The sequence below is a fragment of the Streptomyces sp. MAI_2237 genome, assembly GCF_054189285.1.
The window spans coordinates 1,453,973-1,477,204 of record NZ_JAJPGQ010000009.1; the positions used below are offsets into that span (position 1 = coordinate 1,453,973).

General features: G+C 71.2%; 18 protein-coding genes and 1 pseudogene. 5 read left to right on the top strand and 14 right to left on the bottom strand.

Going from position 1 to position 23,232, the window contains the following annotated elements; all coding sequences use genetic code 11:
* Positions 1 to 4: 4 nt before the first annotated feature.
* The 11 genes and pseudogenes from LN251_RS42045 to LN251_RS42095 all read right to left on the bottom strand — a co-directional run bounded on the left by LN251_RS42045 (position 5) and on the right by LN251_RS42095 (position 11,489).
* The gene (locus LN251_RS42045) at positions 5 to 682 is read right to left on the bottom strand and encodes a GAP family protein (RefSeq protein ID WP_458249389.1); all 678 of its coding nucleotides are present in this window, start codon (positions 680 to 682) and stop codon (positions 5 to 7) included.
* 11 nt (positions 683 to 693) lie between these two features.
* Positions 694 to 2,127: a DUF1254 domain-containing protein gene (locus LN251_RS42050; protein ID WP_458249390.1), complete on the bottom strand. Its 1,434-nt coding sequence runs from the start codon at positions 2,125 to 2,127 to the stop codon at positions 694 to 696.
* A 19-nt stretch (positions 2,128 to 2,146) separates the two neighbouring features.
* Positions 2,147 to 3,043 carry an HAD family hydrolase gene (locus tag LN251_RS42055; protein ID WP_458249391.1) on the bottom strand — a complete coding sequence of 299 codons (897 nt, stop codon included), beginning with the start codon at positions 3,041 to 3,043 and terminating at the stop codon, positions 2,147 to 2,149.
* 49 nt (positions 3,044 to 3,092) lie between these two features.
* Entirely contained in the window at positions 3,093 to 4,685 is a 1,593-nt protein-coding gene (locus LN251_RS42060; RefSeq protein WP_458249392.1) for a DUF1254 domain-containing protein, read from the bottom strand.
* 475 nt (positions 4,686 to 5,160) lie between these two features.
* Complete coding sequence (locus LN251_RS42065; protein ID WP_362986115.1) at positions 5,161 to 5,403, bottom strand: DUF5302 domain-containing protein; 243 nt, start codon at positions 5,401 to 5,403, stop codon at positions 5,161 to 5,163.
* Positions 5,404 to 5,544: 141 nt separating this feature from the next.
* Positions 5,545 to 6,894, bottom strand: coding sequence for a DEAD/DEAH box helicase (locus tag LN251_RS42070; RefSeq protein WP_458249393.1), 1,350 nt, complete (start codon positions 6,892 to 6,894; stop codon positions 5,545 to 5,547).
* Between the two features lie 209 nt (positions 6,895 to 7,103).
* Positions 7,104 to 8,003 (bottom strand): annotated as a pseudogene (locus LN251_RS42075) (non-reducing end alpha-L-arabinofuranosidase family hydrolase); the annotation flags it as partial.
* 416 nt (positions 8,004 to 8,419) lie between these two features.
* On the bottom strand, positions 8,420 to 8,581 hold the full coding sequence (locus tag LN251_RS42080; protein ID WP_458249394.1) for a hypothetical protein: 162 nt from the start codon (positions 8,579 to 8,581) through the stop codon (positions 8,420 to 8,422).
* Positions 8,582 to 8,668: 87 nt separating this feature from the next.
* Positions 8,669 to 9,016, bottom strand: coding sequence for a hypothetical protein (locus LN251_RS42085; protein ID WP_458249395.1), 348 nt, complete (start codon positions 9,014 to 9,016; stop codon positions 8,669 to 8,671).
* Between the two features lie 277 nt (positions 9,017 to 9,293).
* Positions 9,294 to 10,736, bottom strand: a complete 1,443-nt coding sequence (locus tag LN251_RS42090; protein ID WP_249834963.1) for an APC family permease — start codon at positions 10,734 to 10,736, stop codon at positions 9,294 to 9,296.
* 54 nt (positions 10,737 to 10,790) lie between these two features.
* Entirely contained in the window at positions 10,791 to 11,489 is a 699-nt protein-coding gene (locus LN251_RS42095) for a FadR/GntR family transcriptional regulator (protein WP_458249396.1), read from the bottom strand.
* Between the two features lie 201 nt (positions 11,490 to 11,690).
* Between LN251_RS42095 and LN251_RS42100 the strand changes: the two genes are divergently transcribed.
* Positions 11,691 to 13,112, top strand: a complete 1,422-nt coding sequence (locus LN251_RS42100; protein ID WP_458249397.1) for an amino acid permease — start codon at positions 11,691 to 11,693, stop codon at positions 13,110 to 13,112.
* A gap of 298 nt (positions 13,113 to 13,410) precedes the next feature.
* Here the strand turns inward: LN251_RS42100 and LN251_RS42105 are convergent, their stop codons facing one another.
* Entirely contained in the window at positions 13,411 to 15,306 is a 1,896-nt protein-coding gene (locus LN251_RS42105) for an ABC transporter ATP-binding protein (RefSeq protein ID WP_458249549.1), read from the bottom strand.
* A gap of 174 nt (positions 15,307 to 15,480) precedes the next feature.
* Between LN251_RS42105 and LN251_RS42110 the strand changes: the two genes are divergently transcribed.
* Positions 15,481 to 16,461, top strand: coding sequence for a lysylphosphatidylglycerol synthase transmembrane domain-containing protein (locus LN251_RS42110; RefSeq protein ID WP_458249398.1), 981 nt, complete (start codon positions 15,481 to 15,483; stop codon positions 16,459 to 16,461).
* Between the two features lie 4 nt (positions 16,462 to 16,465).
* On the opposite strand, the gene LN251_RS42115 is transcribed toward LN251_RS42110, so the two are convergent.
* On the bottom strand, positions 16,466 to 17,179 hold the full coding sequence (locus LN251_RS42115) for an SDR family NAD(P)-dependent oxidoreductase (RefSeq protein WP_458249399.1): 714 nt from the start codon (positions 17,177 to 17,179) through the stop codon (positions 16,466 to 16,468).
* Positions 17,180 to 17,236: 57 nt separating this feature from the next.
* Between LN251_RS42115 and LN251_RS42120 the strand changes: the two genes are divergently transcribed.
* Together LN251_RS42120 and LN251_RS42125 are read left to right on the top strand one after the other, a co-directional pair.
* Positions 17,237 to 18,001 carry a crotonase/enoyl-CoA hydratase family protein gene (locus tag LN251_RS42120; RefSeq protein WP_458249400.1) on the top strand — a complete coding sequence of 255 codons (765 nt, stop codon included), beginning with the start codon at positions 17,237 to 17,239 and terminating at the stop codon, positions 17,999 to 18,001.
* A gap of 97 nt (positions 18,002 to 18,098) precedes the next feature.
* Complete coding sequence (locus tag LN251_RS42125; protein WP_458249401.1) at positions 18,099 to 19,193, top strand: mechanosensitive ion channel family protein; 1,095 nt, start codon at positions 18,099 to 18,101, stop codon at positions 19,191 to 19,193.
* Positions 19,194 to 19,197: 4 nt separating this feature from the next.
* On the opposite strand, the gene LN251_RS42130 is transcribed toward LN251_RS42125, so the two are convergent.
* Positions 19,198 to 20,721 carry a M1 family metallopeptidase gene (locus LN251_RS42130; RefSeq protein WP_458249402.1) on the bottom strand — a complete coding sequence of 508 codons (1,524 nt, stop codon included), beginning with the start codon at positions 20,719 to 20,721 and terminating at the stop codon, positions 19,198 to 19,200.
* 238 nt (positions 20,722 to 20,959) lie between these two features.
* Between LN251_RS42130 and LN251_RS42135 the strand changes: the two genes are divergently transcribed.
* On the top strand, positions 20,960 to 23,179 hold the full coding sequence (locus LN251_RS42135; RefSeq protein WP_458249403.1) for an NADP-dependent isocitrate dehydrogenase: 2,220 nt from the start codon (positions 20,960 to 20,962) through the stop codon (positions 23,177 to 23,179).
* The last annotated feature ends 53 nt before the right edge of the window (positions 23,180 to 23,232 follow it).

Genomic DNA, 23,232 nt, shown 5'->3' on the forward strand with positions numbered 1-23,232 from the left:
GCCCTCACGAGGAGAGACCACTGATGGCGTTGCCCACCAGCTTCGCAGCGAAGAGCAGGCAGATCACGGCCATGATCGCGGTGTTGTTGCGCTCCATCCAGAGCTTGAGTCCGTCGAGGATGGGCTTCGAGCGCTCCTTGAGGGCGAAGTAGAGCACGACCGGTGTCCCGGGCCCGAGCGCCCCGAGCACCACGTAGACCGCGAGTGCCACGGCCTGTGCTGCGCCGGAGGTGTCCGTGCGCGCGATCGCGGACGCCGCGGCGATCGAGAGCAGCAGGTTCTTCGGGTTGAGGGCGGACAGGGCCACCCCCAGTGCCAGCGCCTTGACGGGAGTGAACGAGTCGACCGTCTTCATCCACTTCGGCAACGGCACCTCCTCGTCGCCGCGCGGGCGGCCGCGCCACTCCTTCACCGCCAACCACAGCAGCAGCACGCCGAGCGCCAGGTCGAGAGCGCTGACCCAGTCGGCCGGCTGCCCCTGATCGCTCGGGCCGGCGCCGCCGGAGACCAGCAGTACGATCGTGCCGACCAGGGCCAGGCCCAGCACCCAGCCCAGCAGGAGCGCCGGCCCGTTGGAGCGCGCCCTGGGCGTGGCGAGCATCAGCACCACACCGATGATCGGGAACGCGCTCAGCGCCACGGCCACGCCGTAGGACAGAATCTGACCGATCGCCTCGCCCACGGCCGCCTACCTCACGCCGGCTCGATCTCGCCCGGCCGCCAGCTCTTGTCGAACCAGCTCTCGAGCGGGCCGTAGAGCCGCAGCATCACGAAGAGCCCCTTGCCGGGGACGGTCTGGATCCAGTTCGCCTCCCGGCCCTCCGGCGCGGTGGGGCCGAAGTGGATGACCGTGTCGCCGTTGCTCTCGGACAGGACGCCTTCCGACTGGCTGTTGACGCTCGGGTAGGGGTGGTCCGTGCGCAGCAGCGACCGGGTCTGGGGGTCGTAGACGTTGACGGCCCAGAAGTTCTTCACCGGGATGCCGCTCGGCAGGGTGAGCGTGTAGTGCCGCCCGCCGTCGAGCCATGCGCCCGTGGAGTCCTCCGCCGTGTAGGCGTACTGCGATCCGGTGCCGACGGGCGCCGTCACCATCGCGGGCGAGGAGGCGGCCGCGAAGTAGTAGAACACCGCCCGGGAGTCCAGCAGCCGGGCGCCCTCCGCCGAGAGGAACTCGTAACTGCGCGTGGGGAACGGGGTCTTCCACGAACCGTCGGGGTAGAAGTAGAAGTCCGGGTCGCGTGGCTTGAAGGCCAGCGTCCGTACGATGCCCGACGCGATCCTGGCGGCGTTGTCGAGGATCGACCGCATACGGTCGTCCGGTCGGAAGGGCCTGCCGCGCACGATGCCGAGCGCGGCGAGCTGACCGGCGCGCTCGGGGTCGAGCGACTCGGCCGGCTCGGCCTGGACGATGGTGTCGATCTCCTCGAAGAAGGAGAAGTCGTTGGCGTGGATCGTGTTGAAGTCCGAGTCCGCCCAGTTGACGAAGCGCTGCTCGGGCCGGTCCGCCGCGGCCGAGAGCGGGTAGATCCGTGCGGTGAGCAGGCTCTCCGTGCCCTCCAGCGCGCGCAGCAGCACCCACGATCCGTACGTCGCCGGCCGCACGACGAAGTAGCCGTCGGGGACGTCGCCTTCGTGCCCAGGGGGCAGGAAGAGGTACTTGCCTCCCGCGCCCTTGTCGGGCCCGGCGATGCCCATGTCGGTGACATAGCGCTGCCACAGGTCGTTGATGATGCACAGGGAGTTCGCCGGCGCCTCGATCACGGTGGGACCGTCCTCGTCGAGCGCCAGGAAGGTCATCCCGTAGGTGGTTTCGGTGTTGCCCGTGAGCAGCACCGGTGCCGAGGTGCAGCGCGGGGCCGTGTAGCCGATGGTGCGGGAGTCGATGCCGAGGCTGCGCAGTCCGCGTCGCATCGCCACCATGGAGGCGCCGGGCACGCAGTTGAGGAACGCCTCGATCCCGCGCAGCAGATCAAGCGTGTCGTAGCTGCGGGTGACCGCGTCGGGCAGGGGCATGCCGTCGAAGAAGTCGAACGATCCGAAGACGGTCTCCAGCCGGTCCGGGCAGACGATCGACGCGAGGACCTCGGGTGAGGTGCCCGGGCTGGGGGCGTCACTGACGTGCGGCACTGGTTTCCTCCTGAGTGAGTCATTGCTGCAGAACCACGTTCCAGTCGTTCTTCACGCTGACCGTCATCCAGCCGGACCTCTCGGCCGTCGCGCGGGCCCGCTGCGCGCAGTCGGTGTAGGCGTACTCGCGGACGTCGTCGTCGTGGACGACGAGCAGGGCGAACCGCGCGGAGCCGAGCAGTTCGACGTCCACGTCGTCGTTGCCGGCCGCGAAGGCCGGCAGCCGGCCGGTGCGGGCGAGGACGTCCTCGGGTTTGCCGGGCCCGAGCGCGACCGGGCCGTGCGGGGTCGCCCGGCGGACCAGCGTGCCGTCCCGGTAGGCGAACTCCGGGGCGGAGCCGATGACGTTCTCCCTGGGCAGGCCCCAGGTGTCCTCGCAGATCACCCGCATGAAGTCGCGCCCGCCGCCCGAGCAGACGAACAGCCGCCAGCCGTGCGCCCTGAGGTAGTCGAACAGCTCCAGCATCGGCCGGTAGACGAGACCGGAGTACGGCACGCCGAAGCGCTCGTGACGCCAGGAGTCCAGGTACCGGGCGGCCTCGGCCTCGTACTGGGCGAGCGTGGTGCCTTCCCAGGCCGATCCGATGGCCTCCGCCATCGACGCCACCGCGTCGGGGTCCTGTTCGTTCAGCGCGCGGAAATACGGCTCGTCCCGGTCGGCGATCGCCCGGTAGGGCCGCTCGCGGGCCAGCGACGGGTCCGACTCCAGTCGCGCGGCCAGTTTCCCGAGGACGAAGGCCATCTGCACCGGCGCGGGCTTCTCGACCCACAGGGTTCCGTCGTTGTCGAACACGGCGACCCGGTCCATCGGTGCGACGAAGCCCGGCGAGCCCTCCTCCGCCGCTGCCGTCACGAAGTCGACGATCGCCCGCTTCGCCGCACCGTCGTTCCAACTCCCCAGCGGGGTCGTGCCCATGCACCTCACCGTCCGTACCGTCGTCCTTGCGAAGCGCTGCCGGGCGAGGTCAGTCCACCGCCTCGATCTCGCCCGGGCGCCAGCTCTTGTCGAAGAACGGCCGCAGCGGGCTGTAGAGCCGCAGGACCACGAACCATCCACGGCTCGGCGTGGTCTGGATCCAGTTGCCCTCCGGGACGCCGTCGGGCCGCTCGGGACCGAAGTGCACCGTGGTCGTGCCGTCCGCCTCGGGGACCGCTGCCGGGGTGGGATACGCCTGGCTGCCGGCGCGTGGGAACCGTTGTGGGGTGTCGAGCATCGACCGCGTCTGGTTGTCGTAGACGGTGACCGACCAGAACTTCGCGGCGGGGATGTCCGGCGGAAGCACCAGTCGGTAGTGCCTGCCGCCGTCGAGGGTCCGGCCCTCCTGATCCGCCAGGGAGAACACGTACTGCGAGCCGACGCCGGGCAGCGGCGCCGTGAACGCCGGACTGATGCCCACGCCCAGGTACCACCACCAGGACCGCAGGTCGAGCTTCCGGGCGCCGTCGTTCGGGCGGAGCTCGACGCCCCTGTCGGTGATGTCCGCGGGCGGGGCCAGGAACTCGTGGCCGGACACGAGCAGGCCGTTGAGCCACCGGGAGGCGGCGCCGTAGTAGTACGCCCCCTCGGCCGGACGCGGACGGCAGGCGAGGGTGCGGGCCGTGGCGTTGCCGACGGCGGCCGCCTCGGTGAGGATCTCCCGCATCCGCGCGTCCGGCTCGAAGGGCCTGCCCTTGACGATGCCGACCGCGGCCAGCGCACCGGCGATCTCGGGGTCGAGCGCCTCGGCCGGCTGGTCGTGCACGAGCTCGCTCGCGAAGTCGAAGTACGTCGTGTCCGCGGGCGGAACCGTGTTCATGGCAAGCCCGGAGCCCTCGACGAAGCGCGGCGGGTCGGGCCTGTGCAGGGCGGCGGTCCAGGTCTGGGCGGTCCACGGCAGCGGCGGGGCCGTCCCGCCGGTGACGATCTCCCCGATGCTGGTGCCGTAGAACCCGGGGACGTAGCGGTAGATACGCAGTCCCTCCTTGACCCGCTCGACCGCCGGCTTGGGGTCGTCGCCCTCCAGGAAGGCCCGCCCGCCCAGGATGAGCCGAGTGGTACGGGTCCGGAACGTGAAGAACCCGCCCTCGGGAACAGGGCCCTCATGACCGGGCGGCACGAAGAGGTACTTGCCGCCCGCTCCGCGGTCCGGACCGGCCATGCCGGGGTCCGCGACCCAGCGGAACCACATGTCGTCGAGGAAGCAGAGGGCCAGCGGCGGCACCTCCACCACCAGCGGACCCTCGGTCAGATCGAGGAAGGTCAGGAAATAGACGGTGTCCGCGTTCCCGGTGAGCACGAGCGTCTTGGGATCCATGAACTCGGAGAACAGCAGAATGTCGTGGTCCTGGATTCCGGCCTCCAGGAATCCCCGGCGGGCCGCCCACAGACTGACGCCGGAATACGCGTCGAGGAAGGCGCTCACCGCGCGCACGTGGTCCACATGGTCGTAGACCCGGTTCGCCGTCTCTTCGGTGGGCACGCCCAGCGGGAATTCCAGCGTGCCCAGGTGGCTCTCGACCCGCTCGGGGGTGGAGATCGACTCCATGGCCCGGGCTGAGATCTGTTCGGTGCGCTGCAAGGGATCGCTCCGTTCTCGGGAAGAGGCCGCCCTGTCGACCATGTGCTTCCCCTGCCGCGGACCACCACCGGACTTGGGCCATCGGAGGGTCTTCGAGGGGAGGGGGCGTGGTACGGCCTCACGCCTTCGACCTGGTTCGGCCTCACGCCTTCGGCCCGAGGAAATGTCCGAGCGTCAGATCTCGGGTCTGAACACGGAGCGGAACATGAGAGTGCTCCCGGTGCGTCTGCTCTCTGCCTGCTCGTGCAGGTCAAAGGCCGTCGGGAGGCTGCGACGTCTCGCTTGGGAGGTCAGTGGTCGCCAGGTGTTCGAGGACTGACACCGGCAACGGCGCACGGGGACTCAGCGGCACCCGGTGCGGGTGGGTCGCCGGCCACGCCCCGCCCGCGACGCGCTGCGGTGTGCGCGTCGCGGGCCACCGGCACGTGGCGTGCCCGGTACCGGTGAGGGGCTCGGGCCGTGGGGCCCGTTCGGGTCAGCCGCCGCTCTTGCGCCGGAACGATCGCTGGCTCGCGGCGGGGCCGTGCGCCGCGCGCACCTTCGACGCGTCGGGGTTGGCGGCGGCGTCGGCCGCGTCCGCCTGGGCGCCGCGCTTACGGGCGAGGGCTTCGCGGAACTTGCGCTTGAGGTCGTAGTTGCCGTCGCCGTCCGGCGTCAGAGGGGACGGCTCGGCGGCGGCCGGCTCCGAACCTTCCGTGGGCACGGGCTCTGCGGTCATGCTGACCTCCTGGGTTCGGGGATGTGCGATCACAGCTTGTCACGGCGCACGCACCGGGCGGACCGCGCAGGGGGTGGTCCGTCGCGCCGGTCGGACGTTCGCCTCCGCGCAGAGGCCTGTCAGCCGTTGCGGAGACGCCTGTCAGCCGTTGCGGCGCACGTGGGCGGCCTTGCGGGCCTCGGCCAGTTTGCGGGCCTCGGCGGCCTTGCGGGACGTGCCGCCGGCGCCGCGGGAGGCGTTCTTGCTGGTGCCGAGGCCGCGGAAGGGGGCGTTGGTGTTCTTGGGCCGGGAGACGGCGGGTTCGCCGTCGAGCGGGATCCCGGAGGGGGCCTTGGCGCCGGTGATCCGGCTCAGCTCCGCCTCGCCCGAGCGCACCTTGGTGACGGTCGCCTCGACGCCGGCCTCGGCCAGCATGCGGCTCGTCTCGCGGCGCTGGGCCGACAGCACGAGCGTGACCACGCTGCCGGACTCGCCGGCCCGGGCGGTGCGGCCGGCCCGGTGCACATAGTCCTTGGGGTCGGTCGGCGGGTCGACGTTGACCACGAGGTCGAGGTCGTCGACGTGCAGGCCGCGGGCCGCGACGTCGGTCGCCACCAGAACGCCGACGTGACCGTTCTTGAACTGCGCCAGCGTCCGGGTGCGCTGCGGCTGGGACTTGCCGCTGTGCAGAGCCCCGGCGTGCACCCCGTTGGCCCGCAGGTGCCGGGTGAGCTGGTCGACGGCGTGCTTGGTGTCGAGGAACAGCAGGACGCGGCCGTCGCGGGCGGCGATCTCCGTGGTGACGGCGTACCGGTCGGGGCCGTGGACGACCAGAACGTGGTGCTTCATCGCCGTGACCGTGCTCGCGGACGGGTCGACCGAGTGGACGACGGGGTCGTGCAGGTGGCGGCGGACCAGCTGATCGACGTCGCCGTCCAAGGTGGCCGAGAACAGCATCCTCTGACCACCGGGGCGCACCTGGTCGAGCGCGTCGGAGACCTGCGGCAGGAAGCCCAGGTCGCACATCTGGTCGGCCTCGTCCAGCACGGTGATCCGCACGCGTCCCAGGCGGCAGGCCTTGCGCTGGATCAGGTCGTGCAGGCGTCCGGGGGTGGCGACGACCACCTCCGCTCCCTCGCGCAGCGCGGCGGCCTGCCGGCCGATCGACAGGCCGCCGACGACCGTGGCCATGCGCAGCCGCAGCGCCTCCGCGTACGGGGTCAGCGCCTGGGTGACCTGTTCGGCCAGCTCCCGGGTCGGCACGAGCACCAGGGCGAGGGGCTCCTTCGGTTCGGCGCGCCGCCCGGCCGTACGGGCCAGCAGGGGCAGGCCGAAGGCGAGCGTCTTGCCCGATCCGGTGCGCCCGCGTCCCAGGACGTCGCGCCCCTTCAGGGCGTCGGGCAGGGTGGCGGCCTGGATGGGGAAGGGCTCGCGCAGTCCGAGTTCGGTGAGCGTGCGCAGCAGCGCCGCCGGGAGTTCGAAACCGGCGAAGGAGTCATCGGGGCGGGTCATGAACAGCCTTCCGCAGAGGAAACGTACCGAGGAAGGCCCGGCAGGATCGAAGAGCCCACGCACCGGCGGAACCGGACGCGGAACCCCGAGCGCGAGGACCGCGCAAACGCACGACGGTAGCACGAGGCACGTCATCGGGCCGACTTCGCCCAGGAGGGGAACCCCCGGCCGGTGCTCGGTCGGGGGTTCCGGTGGGGGGTGGCTCCCGGTCAGCGCTGGAGGGTGAGCAGGCCCGGCCGCCAGGGCAGCTGGTCGTAGGGGCCGCTCGCCGAGGGCGACTTGCCCTGGTAGAGGAGCTGCAGGTTGCAGGGGTCTACGGTCATGGTCTGGTCGGGGTTGTTGCGGACCAGGTCGCCGTGACTGATGTCGTTGGTCCAGCCGGCACCGCTGTTGGCCTTGCCCGCGAAGGGGTTGCTCTCGGTGGCGGCCTGCGGCGTCCACGAACCGTTCAGGCTGGAGGCCGTGAAGGAGCGGAAGTAGCGCTGCTCGTTCGCCCCCCGCGCCTCGACGATCATGAGGTACTGGTTCTGGCCCTGGACCTTGTAGACCTGCGGCGCCTCGAACAGGTTCTTCACCGTGTCGCTCATGACCGTCGTGTACGACGAGCCGAAGTTGCCGGGGAAGTTCCCGAGCGGCATGCTCGCCCGGTAGATCTTGCCGTTGTCACCGGCGAAGAACAGGTACATGTTCTGGCCGTCGGCGATCAGGGTCTGGTCGATCGGGGCGGCGCCGGAGATGCCGCCGGTGAACAGCGGCTGCGGCGCGGACCAGCCGTTGGGGTTGGTGGGGTCGCTGGAGGTCCGGTAGATGAACGGCCACGCGCCCCACTGGTACGCCAGCACCCAGATGTTCTTCGGCGCGAAGTAGAACAGCGTGGGCGCGACCGTCGACTGGCTCATCCCGGTCTGGCGGGCCGACCCCATGTCGGACCAGTTGGTGAAGGGGCTGAACGCCATCGAGCCGTACGACGATCCCGACACGTTCGACGCGTAGACCAGGTGCTTGCCGTTGTAGACGACGTTGGTGAAGTCCTTCAGCGAGACCCAGCCGTTCGCCGGCTGGGCCAACGCACCCGTCGACGACCACCGGTACGTCGACGGGAGGGAGCACGCGCTGGGGGCCGCCTGAGCCGGGCCGGCGACGAGCGTCGCCGCCAGCGAGGTCAGGACGGCGGCCGAGGCCGCGAGCGCCACGGACAGACGTTTGCGGCTGAAACTTCCTCTGCGCATGAGGACCTCTTGATTCTCGAGTACGGGTTCGATTCGTGCGGGTACCGATTCCGTGCAGATTGCCGTGCGCATGACATTCTTGACCGAGTCTCCGACCAAGAAGCGTTCGCGATACCGAACGTGGGTCAAGCCGTCGAACAATCTGGATGATAGGGAGTCGATCCGAGGCGTCAATGGCCCTCGCAATATTCGTCGTTCACTTCGAAATATTTCGGTCCGAAAATCGGCGCACGCGCGGGGCGGACCGCGCCGCGCACGGTCCGCCCCGGCTTGCCTCCGCGGGTCCGGAACCCTGGTTACCCGGACGCCGGCTGGGAGGAGGTTCCACTCCCGAGAAGTCCCGTGACCAGGGAGAGGATGGGCGACAGGGCGACCGTCACGGAGTTGAGCGCCGAGCGCAGGTCGAGCGAGCCCAGGCCCTTGAGCAGATCCGAGATGGCCGCCCGGATCTGGTCCACTACGTCCGAGATCGGGTCGCCGGCGCGTACTCCCGGCCCGGGTCGTGCCGTCGGCGGTCGGTGCTGCGTGTTCCCGCGACTGGCGTATCAGGGAGGAGGACGAGGTTTCGATCGCCTTCCGGTAATCGTTCGCCTCCTCCGCGCCGAGCCGGTCACCGCGTCGGGCGTCGGGCGTCGGGCGTCGAGGGCGGCCAGGACACCGAGCAGGGGGTGGAGCGCTTTGGCGCCGTGGAGCCGCTTCGCCCCGTCGAGCCACCGGCCGACGTCCGCCCGCTCGGTGGTCGGCGCGTCGGGGACGGACGGCTGCGCGACGGCGGTTTCGGTGGGTGCGGTTCGGGGGCCGGTCGTGGCGGCGGCGGTGCCTGCGGGGCCGAGGACCAGCGCCGCGCGGGCGACGGACGGCAGGAGCGGTCGGCGGGAAACGAGGGGGGACACGCACGTTCCTTTCGGAAGCTGCTGGATGCAGCTGTCATGGCCACCGCGAAAAGCCCCGCCGTGCCGCGCAACCGCTCGGGCGTCGGCTCCCCCGCCCCCGCTCCCGTGCGCACAGCCCTCACCAGCGCCTTTTCGGCCACGCGCCCTCTATGTGCGCCGCCGCCGCGCTCCGCCGTCATGGTACGGGCGGCCGGCCGATCGGCAAGTCGGCCCTCGGCGCCCCGCCGGTCCCGGCGCCGGGTTCACTCCACGTCGGCGACGACGCGGCGACGCGGGTTCACTCCACGTCGGCGACGACGGAGCCGACCCGTTCGGCAAGCCCCGGGTCGCGGCGGACCAGGAGAGCCGCGTAGCCGACGGCGAGCAGCAGGGCCGCGAGCGCGGCGACCGGGAACCAGTTGTACGGCGCGGGCTGGCCGGGCTTGGCCAGGTAGTACAGCGGCACCAGGATCGCCAGTGCGCCGAGCGCGGGCAGCACCAGGTGGCGGACCGTGCGGAACTCCTGCGGCCGGTAGCGCCGGTAGTAGAAGGGCAGGGCGATGTTGGAGGCCAGGTAGACCACCAGGATCAGGATGGTGCCCAGGGTCGAGGACTCGGTGAAGAAGACCACGGGATCCATCGGGCCGCCGTCGGCGCCGATCAGGTGGCCGAGGCCCCAGCCGCCGATGATCAGCAGGGCGGTGACGGCGAAGGTGACGATCGCGTTGTTCGGCGTACGGCGCACGGGGTGGACGTAGCCGAAGAAGGACGGCAGCAGTCCCTCGCGTCCGGCGTTGAACACCAGCCGCGCCTGGGAGTTGATGCCCGCGATGAGCACGCCGAGGGTGGAGGTCAGGCCGCCGACGTAGGCGAGGAAGGCCAGCGCGCCGAGGGTGTCGTGGGCGACGTCGATGAAGGGGATGGCGGAGTCGCCGAGCCGCTGGACGTCGTAGCCGAAGCCGGTGACGGTGGCGTAGGAGAAGAGGATGTAGCTCGCCGTCATGATGCCCACCGAGGAGAACACGGCGCGGCCGACGTTGCGCCGCGGGTTCTCCGTCTCCTCGGCGAGGGCCGCGGAGTTCTCCCAGCCGACGAAGAGGTAGACGGCGAGCGGGAAGCCGGCCGCCAGGCCCTTGAGGCCGTCGTGGATGTGGTCGGGCAGGAACGGCGCGGCGGAGAGGTTGCCGCGGTGTTCGACGAGCGCGGCGACGGAGACCACGACGAGGACCAGCATCTCGACGGCGAAGAAGTAGCCGGCCCACTTGGTGGAGACGACGATGCCGCGCAGCATCAGCACCACCGACGCGCCGGTCAGCAGCAGGGTCCACAGGATCCAAGGCACGTCGAGGCCGGTGTAGTGGTGCAGGGTGATCTGCACGAAGCCGCCCGAGATGGCGATGACGGAGGCCATGGCGATGATGTAGCCGAGGCCCGCCAGCAGGGCTGTGGTCACGGCGCTGACCGGGCCGAAGGTCTTGCCGACGAAGGTGATGAAGCTGCCCGCCGAGGGGTGCGCCCGGGAGAACTGGGCGAGGGTGTTGCCGAGCAGCGCGACCGCCACGCCCGCGGCGAGGATGGTCAGCGGGGAGGCGACGCCCGCGGTGGTGGCGAGGAAGGCGAAGCCGAAGAAGAAGCTCATGGCGGGGCCGACGTTGGCCATGGTGGCGGCGGCGATGTCCGCCATGCCGAGGACGCCGCCGCGCAGCCGCTGGGGCGGGCCGGCGGTTCTCCGGTCGGGCATGACGGCGGCTCCTTGTGCGGGGTGGGTGCGGGGAGATGAGGTCGTGCGCGGGTCTCAGGCCGCTCCGGTGTCGCCGCGGTGGCCCTTGACCGCGGCCACCGCCGGGGCCATGGCGCCGCGGGCGAGTTCGCCGAGCAGGTCGGCGTGATGGCGGTTGCGCGCCCGGACGACCTCGGGGGTCGGTGCGGGCAGCAGCAGGCACTGGCGGCCGAGCAGGTCGGCGGCGAACTCCCGGATGCCGGCGCCCCCGAGGGCCTCGGCGAGGTCGAGGTGGAAGCGGGTCTCCAGTTCGAGCAGCCGGTCGGGCAGGTCGGCCCGGTCCAGTTCGTCGACCAGGGCCCGCAGTCCGTCGAGCCGGTCCTGCGGCACCTCGCCCACGGCGTGGGAGACGAGCCCGCACTCCAGGAGCGCGTGGACGGCGTCCAGCGAGGCGGCCTCGTCGGGGTCGTGCATCACGGCCACGACCGTGTCCCAGTCCTGGGCGACGAAGGTTCCGCCGGCCCGGCCGCGCCGGCGGTCGAGGAGACCGTCCTGGCACATGCCCTCCAGGGCACGGCGCACGGTGATCTCGCCGATGCCGAGCTCTTCGGCCAGGACGCCGACGTCGGGAAGCCTCTCCCCCGGCGCCTCGGACCTCAGACGCACCCGCAGGGCGATGCGTGAGCGGACGAGTTCCGACCCTGTCTGTCCCCTGCCGGGCAGGACGCGGACGTCGAGCACCCCGGAGACGAACTTGCCCGCTGCCTTGGCCACGACGTCACCTTAACCGCCTGCTGAGCGGGGTCACGGCCCGCGTGAGATGTGCATGGGGGGCTCCTACGGACGTAGCGGCTCCGCGTTGCACGCAAAATAGAGCACGATGAACAGTTAAACAAGTCTTGTTCTTTTGGATCGTACTGAACTAATTTCCGGGTCACCGTCCCCTCCGTCCCCACTCCTCTCATGGATGTCGCGATGACCTCAACGCTCACCCAGAGTCCGCCCTCCGAGCCCGGCCTGAAGCCGGGGCTCAAGAACCGCCACCTGTCGATGATCGCCATCGGCGGTGTCATCGGCGCCGGCCTGTTCGTCGGCTCCGGCTCCGGCATCGCCGCCGCCGGCCCCGGCATCCTGGTCTCGTACGCGCTGGTCGGCGTCCTCGTCGTCCTCGTGATGCGCATGCTGGGCGAGATGGCCGCGGCCAACCCGACGTCCGGCTCCTTCTCGGCCTACGCCGACCGGGCGCTGGGCCGCTGGGCGGGCTTCACCATCGGCTGGCTGTACTGGTTCTTCTGGGTCGTGGTGCTCGCCGTCGAGGCGACCGCCGGGGCGAAGATCCTGGCCGGCTGGGTGCCCGCGGTCCCGCAGTGGGGCTGGGCCCTGATCGTCATGCTGGTGCTGACCGCCTCCAACCTCGCCTCGGTCAGCTCCTACGGCGAGTTCGAGTTCTGGTTCGCGGGCATCAAGGTCGTCGCCATCGCCGCGTTCATCGTGCTCGGCGGCCTCGCGATCTTCGGTCTGCTGCCCGGCTCCGACCACCCGGCGTCCGGCTTCTCCTACCTCACCGCGCACGGCGGATTCCTGCCGCACGGGCCGGGCGCGATCCTCACCGGCGTGCTGATGGTGGTCTTCTCCTTCATGGGCAGCGAGATCGTCACCCTCGCGGCCGGTGAGTCCCAGGACCCGCAGGGCGCGGTCACCAAGGCCACCAACAGCGTGATCTGGCGGATCGCGGTGTTCTACCTGGGCTCGATCCTGATCGTGGTGTCGCTGCTGCGCTGGGACGACCCGGCGATCCTCAAGGAAGGCTCCTACGTCGCCGCGCTCAGCTCCATCGGCATCCCGCACGCCGCGCAGATCATGAACGCGATCGTGCTGACCTCGGTGCTGTCCTGCCTCAACTCCGGCCTGTACACGGCCTCCCGCATGGCCTTCTCGCTCGGCGGCCGCAACGACGCCCCGGCCTCCTTCGCCCGCACCACCGAGCGCGGTGTGCCGCGCACGGCCATCCTCGCCTCGGTGGTCTTCGGCTTCGTCGCGGTCGCCTTCAACTACCTGTGGCCGGACACCGTCTTCCAGTTCCTGCTCAACTCCTCCGGCGCGATCGCGCTCTTCGTCTGGCTGGTGATCTGCTTCTCGCAGCTGCGGATGCGGAAGATCATCCAGCGGGAGTCGCCGGAGAAGCTCGTCGTGCGCATGTGGCTCTACCCCTACCTGACCTGGGCCACGATCGCCCTGATCGCCTTCGTGCTGATCTACATGCTGACCGACACCGCCGAGGGCGGCGGACGCGACCAGGTGGTCCTGTCCACGCTGGTGGCGCTGGGCGTGGTGGTCTTCGCCCTGGTCCGCCAGCGGGTGCGCGGCAAGCGGGACGAGCCGGCACTGCAGTCGTAGCGGCTGCACGCCGTACGGCCCCGGGGGCGGCGCTGCCGTCCCCGGGGCCGACGCCGTCGCCAGGGCCTGTCGTGTGGATCAGGTCGGCCGCAGGGGACGGTGCGTCCTGGCCGAGCCGAGCGGGGTCTGGTGCGTGCGGCTGCAAGGCGGAGGAGGGAGTCGACGCGATGGGGTTCCCCCGCTCGAGCGAAGCCGAGAGCGGGGGAGTCGGCGAGTGAGGACAACGCGGCTGGGGGTGCCCCCTCTGGGGGAGTGCGTGCCAGGCCCCGCGACGCCGCGCTGATCCAGACGGCAGGCCCTATGCCACCACCTCGACCTCCGGCGCGTCGTCCTCGCCGCCGGGCTCCTCGAACTGCGTGCGGTACAGCTCGGCGTACCGGCCGCCGGTCAGCAGCAGTGCCTCGTGGGTGCCGCGCTCCAGGACCCGCCCGTCCTCGATCACCAGGATCATGTCCGCGGCCCGCACGGTGGACAGCCGGTGCGCGATCACCACCGCGGTCCGGCCCGCCAGCGCCTCGGTCAGCGCCTCCTGGACGGCGGCCTCGGAGGTGTTGTCGAGGTGGGCCGTGGCCTCGTCGAGGATGACGACGCGCTGGCGGGCCAGCAGCAGACGGGCGATGGTCATGCGCTGGCGCTCGCCGCCGGACAGGCGGTAGCCGCGCTCGCCGACGACCGTGTCCAGGCCGTCGGGCAGCGAGCGGACCAGGTCGTCGAGACGGGAGCGGCGCAGGGCGTCCCACAGCTCGGCCTCGTCCGCCCCGGGGCGGGCCAGCAGCAGGTTGGCGCGGACGGTGTCGTGGAAGAGGTGGCCGTCCTGGGTGACCATGCCGAGGGTGGCGCGCAGCGACCCGGCGCTCAGGTCGCGGACGTCCACGCCGCCGATGCGCACGGCGCCCTCGTCGACGTCGTACAGGCGCGGCAGCAGCTGCGCGATGGTCGACTTGCCGGCGCCGGAGGAGCCGACGAGCGCCACGGTCTGGCCGGGCTCGGCGCGGAAGGAGACGCCGTGCAGGACCTCCGCGCCGCCCCTGGTGTCCAGCGACGCGACCTCCTCCAGCGAGGCCAGGGACACCTTGTCGGCGGACGGGTACGCGAAGCGCACCGCGTCGAACTCGACGGAGACCGGGCCCTCCGGGACGGCCCGCGCGTCCGGCTTCTCCACGATGAGCGGCTCCAGGTCGAGCACCTCGAAGACGCGCTCGAAGCTGACCAGGGCGCTCATCACCTCGACCCGGGCGCCGGCGAGCGCGGTCAGCGGCGCGTACATGCGGGTCAGCAGCAGGGCGAGGGAGACGACGGCCCCCGGCTCCAGGCTGCCGCGCAGGGCGAACCAGCCGCCCAGGCCGTAGACGAGGGCCAGCGCCAGGGAGGACACCAGGGTGAGCGCGGTGATGAACACCGACTGGGCCGTGGCGGTGCGCACGCCGATCTCGGCGACCCGGCGGGCGCGCGCCGCGAACTCCTCCGACTCCTGCTCCGGGCGCCCGAACAGCTTGACCAGGGTGGCGCCGGGAGCGGAGAAGCGCTCGGTCATCCGGGTGCCCATGGCCGCGTTCAGGGTGGCCGCCTCGCGCTGCATCAGCGCCATGCGGCTGCCCATGCGCCGGGCCGGGATCACGAACGCCGGCAGGAGCAGCAGCGCGAGCAGCGTGATCTGCCAGGACAGGGTGAGCATGACGGCGAGCGTGAGCACGAGGGTGACCAGGTTGCTGACCACTCCGGACAGGGTGTTGCTGAAGGCGCGCTGGGCGCCGATGACGTCGTTGTTGAGTCGGGAGACCAGCGCTCCCGTACGTGTCCGTGTGAAGAACGCGACCGGCATCCGCTGCACATGATCGAACACAGCCGTCCGCAGATCCAGGATGAGCCCCTCGCCGAGCGACGCCGAGAGCCTCCGGCCGAGGATCCCGAGCGCCGCCTCCGCGACCGCGATGAGCGCGATGAGCAGGGCGAGGCGTACGACGGTGCCCTGCTCGCCGTGCGACACGATCGCGTTCACGACATGTCCGGCGAGCACGGGGGTCGCGACGGCGAGCAGCGCGGTCACCACCCCGAGGAGCACGAACTGTGCGATGCGGGCGCGGTGCGGACGGGCGAACGCGCCGATACGGCGCAGCGTGGCACGCGCCACGGGTCGGCGCTCCTGCTGGGCCGTCATGACACTGTGCAGCTGTGTCCACGCTGTGGTTTCCATGCTCATGGGAGAGAACGTAGAACCTCGAGCGTCGTTGAGGTCAACACTCCCGCCGCTTCGTCCCCTGCCCCGAAGGACCTCATGGCCCTGCCTCCCCACCCGCTTCCCGTCCGTAAGCCGCTGTCCGCGATGCCGCAACCCGCCGTTGGCGCGGTGCGGAAACCCTCTCCCGGTGTGACTGCGGTCGAAATTCCCCACGGCTCCCTCCCGCCGGGACGGTTCCCCCGTCGCGTCCCGGTCCGCCAGGTCCTGTGCCTGCTTCCGCTCCTGCTGGTCACCGTCGTCGCCGTGCGGCACCGTGACGTGCTGGCCGAGGGCTTCGGCCAGCTGCGCTCCGCCGACTGGCCATGGCTGCTGGCGGCGGTCGCCGCCACCTGTCTGACCTGGGTGGCGGCCGCCTTCACACGGCAGGGCGCGGTCGTCGACCGGCTGCCGAGACGGCGGTTGCTGGCCACCCAGTTCGCGGCCGGCTCCGCCAACCATCTGCTGCCCACCGGCCTGGGCGCGGGGGCGGTCAACCTGCGCTTCATGACCGTGTGCGGCATTCCGCTGGCCCGTTCCTCGGCCGCCCTCGCCCTGTACCTGCTGGCGGAGTCGGTCACCCGGGTGGCCCTGCTGGTCGCGCTGCTCCTCGCCTTCCCCGGCGCGCTGCGCTTCGGCAGCCTGGTACCGCCGGGCGCGACGGCCCCGCTGCTGCTGACGGTCGCGGCGGTCGCGGTCGTGGCCGCCACGGTCCTGGTCCTGGTACGGCGGCTGCGGACGACCGCGCTGTCCTTCCTGCGTACGGCGCTGGGCGAACTGCGCTCGGTGCACACGCGCCCGTCCCGCGCCCTCGCCCTGTGGGGCGGTTCGCTCGCCTTCCCCGCGCTGCAGGCGACGGGGCTCGTCCTGGTCGGCATGTCGCTCGGGCTGCCGGTGCCTCCGGTGCACATGGCGGTGGCGTACCTGGCCGCGACGGTCGCCGTCGCGCTGGTGCCGACGCCCGGCGGCATCGGCTCCGTGGAGGCGGCGCTGGTGGTGGCGTTGGTGGCGGCGGGCGGCCCGGCGGCCGTGGCGACGGCGGTGGTGCTCGCCTACCGGATCATCACGGTGTGGCTGCCGCTGGTGCCGGGGGCGCTGACGCTGGGGGCGCTGGTACGGCTGAAGGTGATCTGACGACTCACCAGGCGAGCGGCTCGCCGTCCCGGAAGAAGCCGCCGGTCGGGCCTGAGTCGGGCAGTGTGGCCGCCCAGACGACGCCCGCCGCACCCTCGGCCACGGGCCGGCCGCCCCGGCCGCCCATGTCGGTGGCGACCCAGCCCGGGCAGACCGCGTTGACCAGCACGCCGTCCGGGCGCAGTTCACCGGCCAGGAGACGGGTGAGGGCGTTGAGGGCGGCCTTGGAGACGCTGTAGGCCGGGGTGCCGCCGCTCATCGCGTGCAGGGAGCCGCCCTCGCTGCTCACCATGACGACCCGGGGGTGCGGGCTGCGCCGCAGCAGCGGAAGCAGCCCCTGGGTGACCCGCCAGGCACCGAACAGGTTGGTGTCCAGGGCCTGCTGGACCTCGGCCAGATCGGCGGACCGGGCCTGCGCCCAGGTGTCGTAGAGGATCGCCGCGTTGTTGACGACCACGTCCACGCGGCCCTGCTCGCGGGCCACCCGTTCGGCCGTCGCGGCCACGCTCGCCGCGTCGGCGACGTCGAGGCGGACGGCGGTCACCCGCTCGCCGCCCGGGTCGAGACGGGCCGCGGCGGCGCGCCCCTTGCCGAGGTCGCGCGCCCCGAGGAGCACGCGGTACCGCCGGTCGGCCAGCTGTCGTACGACCTCGTACCCGATCCCGCGGTTGGCCCCGGTCACCACGGCCACCGGGAGGTCGGCGCCTTCGCCTGCCATCAGGAACACTCCCTTGAGTACGCACCATCAGGCTCGCACAGGAAAAGGGGGCCCGGCATGCCGGCCCGGACCGAGCGCCAGGGACACGTCACCACGGTCGTCCTCTCCCGCCCCGAGGCCCGCAACGCCGTCGACGGCCCCACGGCCGCCGAACTGGCCGCCGCGTTCAGGGAGTTCGAGGCGGACGAGGAGGCGCGGGTGGCGGTGTTGTGGGGTGAGGGCGGCACGTTCTGCGCGGGCGCCGACCTCAAGGCCGTCGGTACGGAGCGGGGCAACCGGGTGGCGGAGGACGGCGACGGCCCGATGGGCCCGACGCGGCTGCGGCTGTCCAAGCCGGTGATCGCGGCGGTCGCCGGGCACGCGGTGGCGGGCGGCCTGGAACTGGCGCTGTGGTGCGATCTGCGGGTCGCCGAGGAGGACGCGGTCTTCGGCGTGTTCTGCCGCCGCTGGGGCGTGCCACTGATCGACGGGGGGACGGTGCGGCTGCCCCGGCTGATCGGGCAGAGCCGGGCGCTGGACCTGATCCTGACGGGACGTCCGGTGCGGGCGCCGGAGGCGTATGCCATGGGACTGGCCAACCGCCTCGTCCCCACCGGCACGGCCCGCGCCGCGGCCGAGGAACTGGCCGCGGAGATCGCCCGTTTCCCGCAGACGTGCCTGCGCGGCGACCGGGCGTCGGCGCTGGAGCAGGAGGGGCTGACGGAGGAGGAGGCGATGCGCGGCGAACTCCGCCACGGAATGCGCGTGTTGGCGCAGGGTCTGGAGGGGGCGGCGCGGTTCGCCTCGGGCGCGGGGCGACACGGGTCCTTCACGGACGTATGACGAACGGAACGCGCCAGGCTGCACGGACGGCGGGCACGAACCCCTGTGCGGATGCGGCAGGATGAGCGGTTGCACATCCCGAAATTGGAGGTAACCGGTGAACCGAGCGCTCACCGTGGACGACCTGGTCCTCGCCGGAATCGCGCTGGGTGCGGGCCTGTTGGCCGCGTTCCTGCTGCGCGTGCTGATGCGGTGGCTGGGCAAGCACGCCGACCGGACCCGCTGGAGCGGTGACGACGTCATCGTGGACGCGCTGCGCACGGTGGTGCCGTGGGCCGCGTTCCTGGGCGGGGCCGCGTCCGCGGGCGGGATACTGCCGCTGACGAGAACCGTCCAGAAGCATGTGAACCAGTCGCTCACCGTCGTGCTCATCTTCGTCGTGACGCTGACGGCGGCGCGGGTGATCGCCGGCCTGGTGGGCACGGTCACCCAGTCCCGCTCCGGGGTCGCCCGGTCGGCCACGATCTTCGTGAACATCACCCGGGTCCTGGTCCTGGCGATCGGCTTCCTGGTGGTGCTGCAGACGCTGGGCATCTCGATCGCGCCGATGCTCACCGCTCTGGGCGTCGGTGGTCTGGCGGTCGCCCTCGCCCTGCAGGACACCCTCGCCAACCTGTTCGCGGGCATCCACATCCTCGCCTCCAAGACCGTGCAGCCCGGTGACTACATCCAGCTGAGCAGCGGCGAGGAGGGGTACGTCGAGGACATCAACTGGCGTCAGACGACGGTGCGGGCCCTGTCCAACAACCTGATCGTCATCCCCAACGGGGAGCTCGCGAAGGCCAACATGACCAACTTCATGCGCCCCGAGCAGAAGCTGACGATCACCGTCCAGGTCGGCGTCGCCTACGACAGCGACCTGGAGCACGTGGAGCGCGTCACCTGCGAGGTCGTCGCCGAGGTGATGAAGGAGATCGACGGCGCCGTCGCGGACCACGAGCCGCTGGTGCGCTTCCACACCTTCGGCGACTCCCGGATCGGCTTCACCGTCATCCTCGGGGTCGGCGAGTTCAGCGACCAGTTCCGGATCAAGCACGAGTTCATCAAGCGACTGCACCGGCGCTACGGCCAGGAGGGCATCCGCATCCCGGCGCCCGCGCGGACGGTGGCGCTGCAGCAGGGCTCGGTGAGCATCCCGCAGCAGCGCACCGCCGAGCAGGTGGGCGACGCGCACGTCGCCCACCTCGACTGACGGCTCAGAGAGTCGCCGAGTTCTCGTGCCAGTGGCCGCCCCGGCGGCTGTGCGGGGTGGCGAGCGAGGAACTGACCGGCGTGACCGTCCAGTCCGGGTGGCCGGGCATCCGCGGGGTCTTGGTGCCGTAGAGCCAGTCCCGCAGGAAGCCGGTCAGGTCCTGGCCGGAGACCTCCGAGGCGACGGCGATGTAGTCGTCCGTCGTCGCCGAGGAGTTCCGGTACCGGTCCAGGAAGGCGCGCTCGATCGCGTGGAAGACGTCCTCGCCGACGACCTGGCGCAGCGCGTACAGGACGAGGACGCCGCCCGTGTAGCGCTGGTTGTCGAAGAGGTTGACCTCGTTCGGCGCGGCGACCGGGCCGGAGTCGTGCCGCCACTGGTCGCCGACGCCGTAGGTCCACTTCATGCGGTCCTCGAACGTGCTGTAGCCGAGGGAGTCGGTCCAGCCGCGCTCGTAGCGGTACAGCAGTCCGTAGTAGTCGGCGTGGCCCTCGTTGAGCCACAGGTCGGCCCAGTTCGCGGGGCTGACCAGGTTGCCGAACCAGGAGTGGACCAGCTCGTGCATCATGTGCGAGCCGATCTTCTTCTCTTCCTGGAGCAGGAAGTTCGGCTTGTACAGGGTGAGCGTCTGGGTCTCCAGACCCGTGAAGTCGAAGGCGGTGGGGCTGTCGGAGTTGCAGGGCAGCAGACCGTACGTCTCGAAGGGGAACGCCCCGAGGCGCTGCTCGATCCACTCCACCAGCCCGGGCGTGAGCGCGAGCGCGGGCTCCAGTGCGGCGGCGCGGGCCGTGGGCACGATGTCCCGCAGCGGCAGGCCGTGGGGGCCCGGCCGCTCCTTGACGACGTAGTCGCCGACCGTGATCTGCACCAGCTCCGTGGCCATCGGCTCACGGGACTCGTACGTGTAGGCCGTACGGCCCCCGTCGAGGCTCTCGGTACCGCACAGGAGGCCGCTCGCGACGCCCCGCAGTCCGTCGGGGACGGTGACGCGGAAGGTGAAGTCCGCCTTGTCCGACGGGTGGTCGTTGCAGGGGAAGACGGTGTGCGCGGAGTTCGGCTGCGGGCAGATCGCGAAGCCGTCCGGGGTGACGACCCAGGCGGTGTGCGGCAGGGCGCGGGCCGGATCGGCCGTGTACTCCACGCAGACCGTCACGCGGGCCTTGTCGGGCAGCGGCCGGGCGGGCGTGATCCGCAGCTTCTCGTCGGCCTGCTCGAAGGAGGCGGTGCGGCCGCCGACGCGGACGGCGTGCACGTCCAGGCCGAGACAGTCCAGGGAGAACCGGCTCAGCGGCTGGGTGGCGCGGATCCTCAGGGTGGCCGTGGCCTCGACAAGCTTGGTCGTGGCGTCGTAGGCGAGGTCGAGGTGGTAGTCGGAGACGCGGTAGCCGTCGTTGCCGAGGGCCGGGAAGACGGTGTCGCCGAGGGTCTCGGCGCCCGGTGTGCCCCCGCCCTTCGGCGTCGCCCGGGCCGTTCCCCCCACGGTCAGTGCCGCGGCCGTACCGATCAGGGCGGCCGCGGGGGCCGTCACTCTGGTGCGATATCTCATGGTCAGCTTTCGCTCGGGCGGCCGGGTGGTCAGTTCCGGCCGTCGACGATCAGTTGGACGATCTACATCCATGACCATGCGATCGGCTGTTTGGTTGCATCCCCGTACGGCGGTTCGAGCTCCGTCGAAACGTCCGCGGGGCGGACCCCTGTCGAGCCCGCCCCCGAGTCCGAGATATCTTGATGTCGAGCAATGTTGCAGACGTGGAGCGGAGCACCCGGTGACTGACTCGACCATCATCTATACGCACACTGACGAGGCCCCGGCCCTGGCGACGTATTCCTTCCTGCCGGTGGTCCAGGCGTACGCCTCGCAGGCGGGTGTCTCCGTGGAGACGCGGGACATCTCACTGGCGGGCCGCATCATCGCGGTGTTCCCGGAGTACCTGACCGAGGACCAGCGCATCCCGGACGCCCTGCACGAGCTGGGTGAGCTGGCCAAGACGCCCGCGGCCAACATCATCAAGCTGCCGAACATCTCGGCGTCGATCCCGCAGCTCAAGGCCGCCGTCGCCGAGCTGCAGGCGCAGGGCTACGCGCTGCCGAACTACCCGGACGACCCCAAGACCGACGAGGAGCGGGAGATCCAGGCCCGCTACGACAAGGTCAAGGGCTCCGCCGTGAACCCGGTCCTGCGTGAGGGCAACTCCGACCGCCGCGCCCCCGCCTCGGTCAAGAACTACGCCAAGACCCACCCGCACCGCATGGGCGCCTGGACCGCCGAGTCCAAGACGAACGTCGCGACCATGGGCGAGAACGACTTCCGCTCCACCGAGAAGTCCGCCGTCATCTCCGAGGCCGGCGCGCTGCGCATCGAGCTGGTCGGCGACGACGGCTCCACGACCGTGCTGCGCGAGTCCGTGCCGGTCCTCGAGGGCGAGGTCGTCGACGCCTCCGTCATGCGCGTCGCCGCGCTGCGCGAGTTCCTGACCGCGCAGGTCGCCGAGGCCAAGGCGCAGGGCGTGCTGTTCTCCGTGCACCTGAAGGCCACGATGATGAAGGTCTCCGACCCGATCATCTTCGGTCACGTGGTACGTGCGTTCTTCCCGAAGACGTTCGCGAAGTACGGCGAGACGCTCGCCGCCGCCGGCCTGACCCCGAACGACGGTCTGGGCGGCATCTACAAGGGCCTGGAGGGTCTGCCCGAGGGCGCCGAGATCAAGGCCTCCTTCGACGCCGAGCTCGCCGAGGGCCCGGCACTGGCGATGGTCGACTCCGACAAGGGCATCACCAACCTGCACGTGCCGTCCGACGTCATCGTCGACGCCTCGATGCCGGCCATGATCCGCACCTCCGGCCACATGTGGGGCCCGGACGGCCAGGAGGCCGACACCCTCGCCGTCCTTCCGGACTCCTCCTACGCGGGCGTCTACCAGGCCGTGATCGAGGACTGCCGGGCCAACGGGGCCTACGACCCCTCCACCATGGGCTCGGTCCCGAACGTCGGCCTGATGGCGCAGAAGGCCGAGGAGTACGGCTCCCACGACAAGACCTTCGAGATCCCCGTCACCGGCACGGTCCGCCTCGTCGACCAGTCCGGCAACGTGGTCATCGAACAGACGGTCTCCGCCGGCGACATCTTCCGCGCCTGCCAGACCAAGGACGCCCCCATCAAGGACTGGGTGAAGCTGGCCGTCACCCGCGCCCGCGCCACCGGCGACCCGGCGGTGTTCTGGCTCGACGAGACCCGCGCGCACGACGCCAACCTGATCGCCAAGGTCAACACCTACCTGGCGGAGCACGACACCGAGGGTCTGGACATCCGCGTCCTGAACCCGGTCGAGGCGACGAAGCTGTCGGTGGAGCGCATCCGCCGCGGCGAGGACACCATCTCCGTCACCGGCAACGTGCTGCGCGACTACCTGACCGACCTGTTCCCCATCCTGGAGCTGGGCACCAGCGCCAAGATGCTGTCGGTCGTCCCGCTGATGGCGGGCGGCGGCCTGTTCGAGACGGGCGCCGGCGGCTCCGCGCCGAAGCACGTCCAGCAGCTGGTCAAGGAGAACTACCTGCGCTGGGACTCCCTGGGCGAGTTCTTCGCGCTGGTGCCGTCGCTGGAGCAGTACGCGAGCGTCGCGGACAACCCGAAGGCCAAGGTCCTCGCCGACGCCCTCGACCGCGCCACGGCGACCTTCCTCAACGAGGACAAGTCCCCGACCCGTCGCGTCGGCGGCATCGACAACCGCGGCAGCCACTTCTACCTGTCCCTGTACTGGGCGCAGGAGCTGGCCCGGCAGAGCGACGACGCGGACCTGGCCAAGGTCTTCGCCCCGCTCGCCGAGACGCTCGCCGCGAACGAGCAGAAGATCGTCGAGGAGCTGAACGCCGTCCAGGGCCAGCCGGCCGACATCGGCGGCTACTACCAGCCCGACCCGGCCAAGGCGGCGGCGGTCATGCGCCCGTCGGCCACCTGGAACGAGGCGCTGGCGTCCCTGAGCTGACGCTCCGGGGTCTTTTCGAGCCGACGTCCCGGCAGGCACCCCGCCTGCCGGGA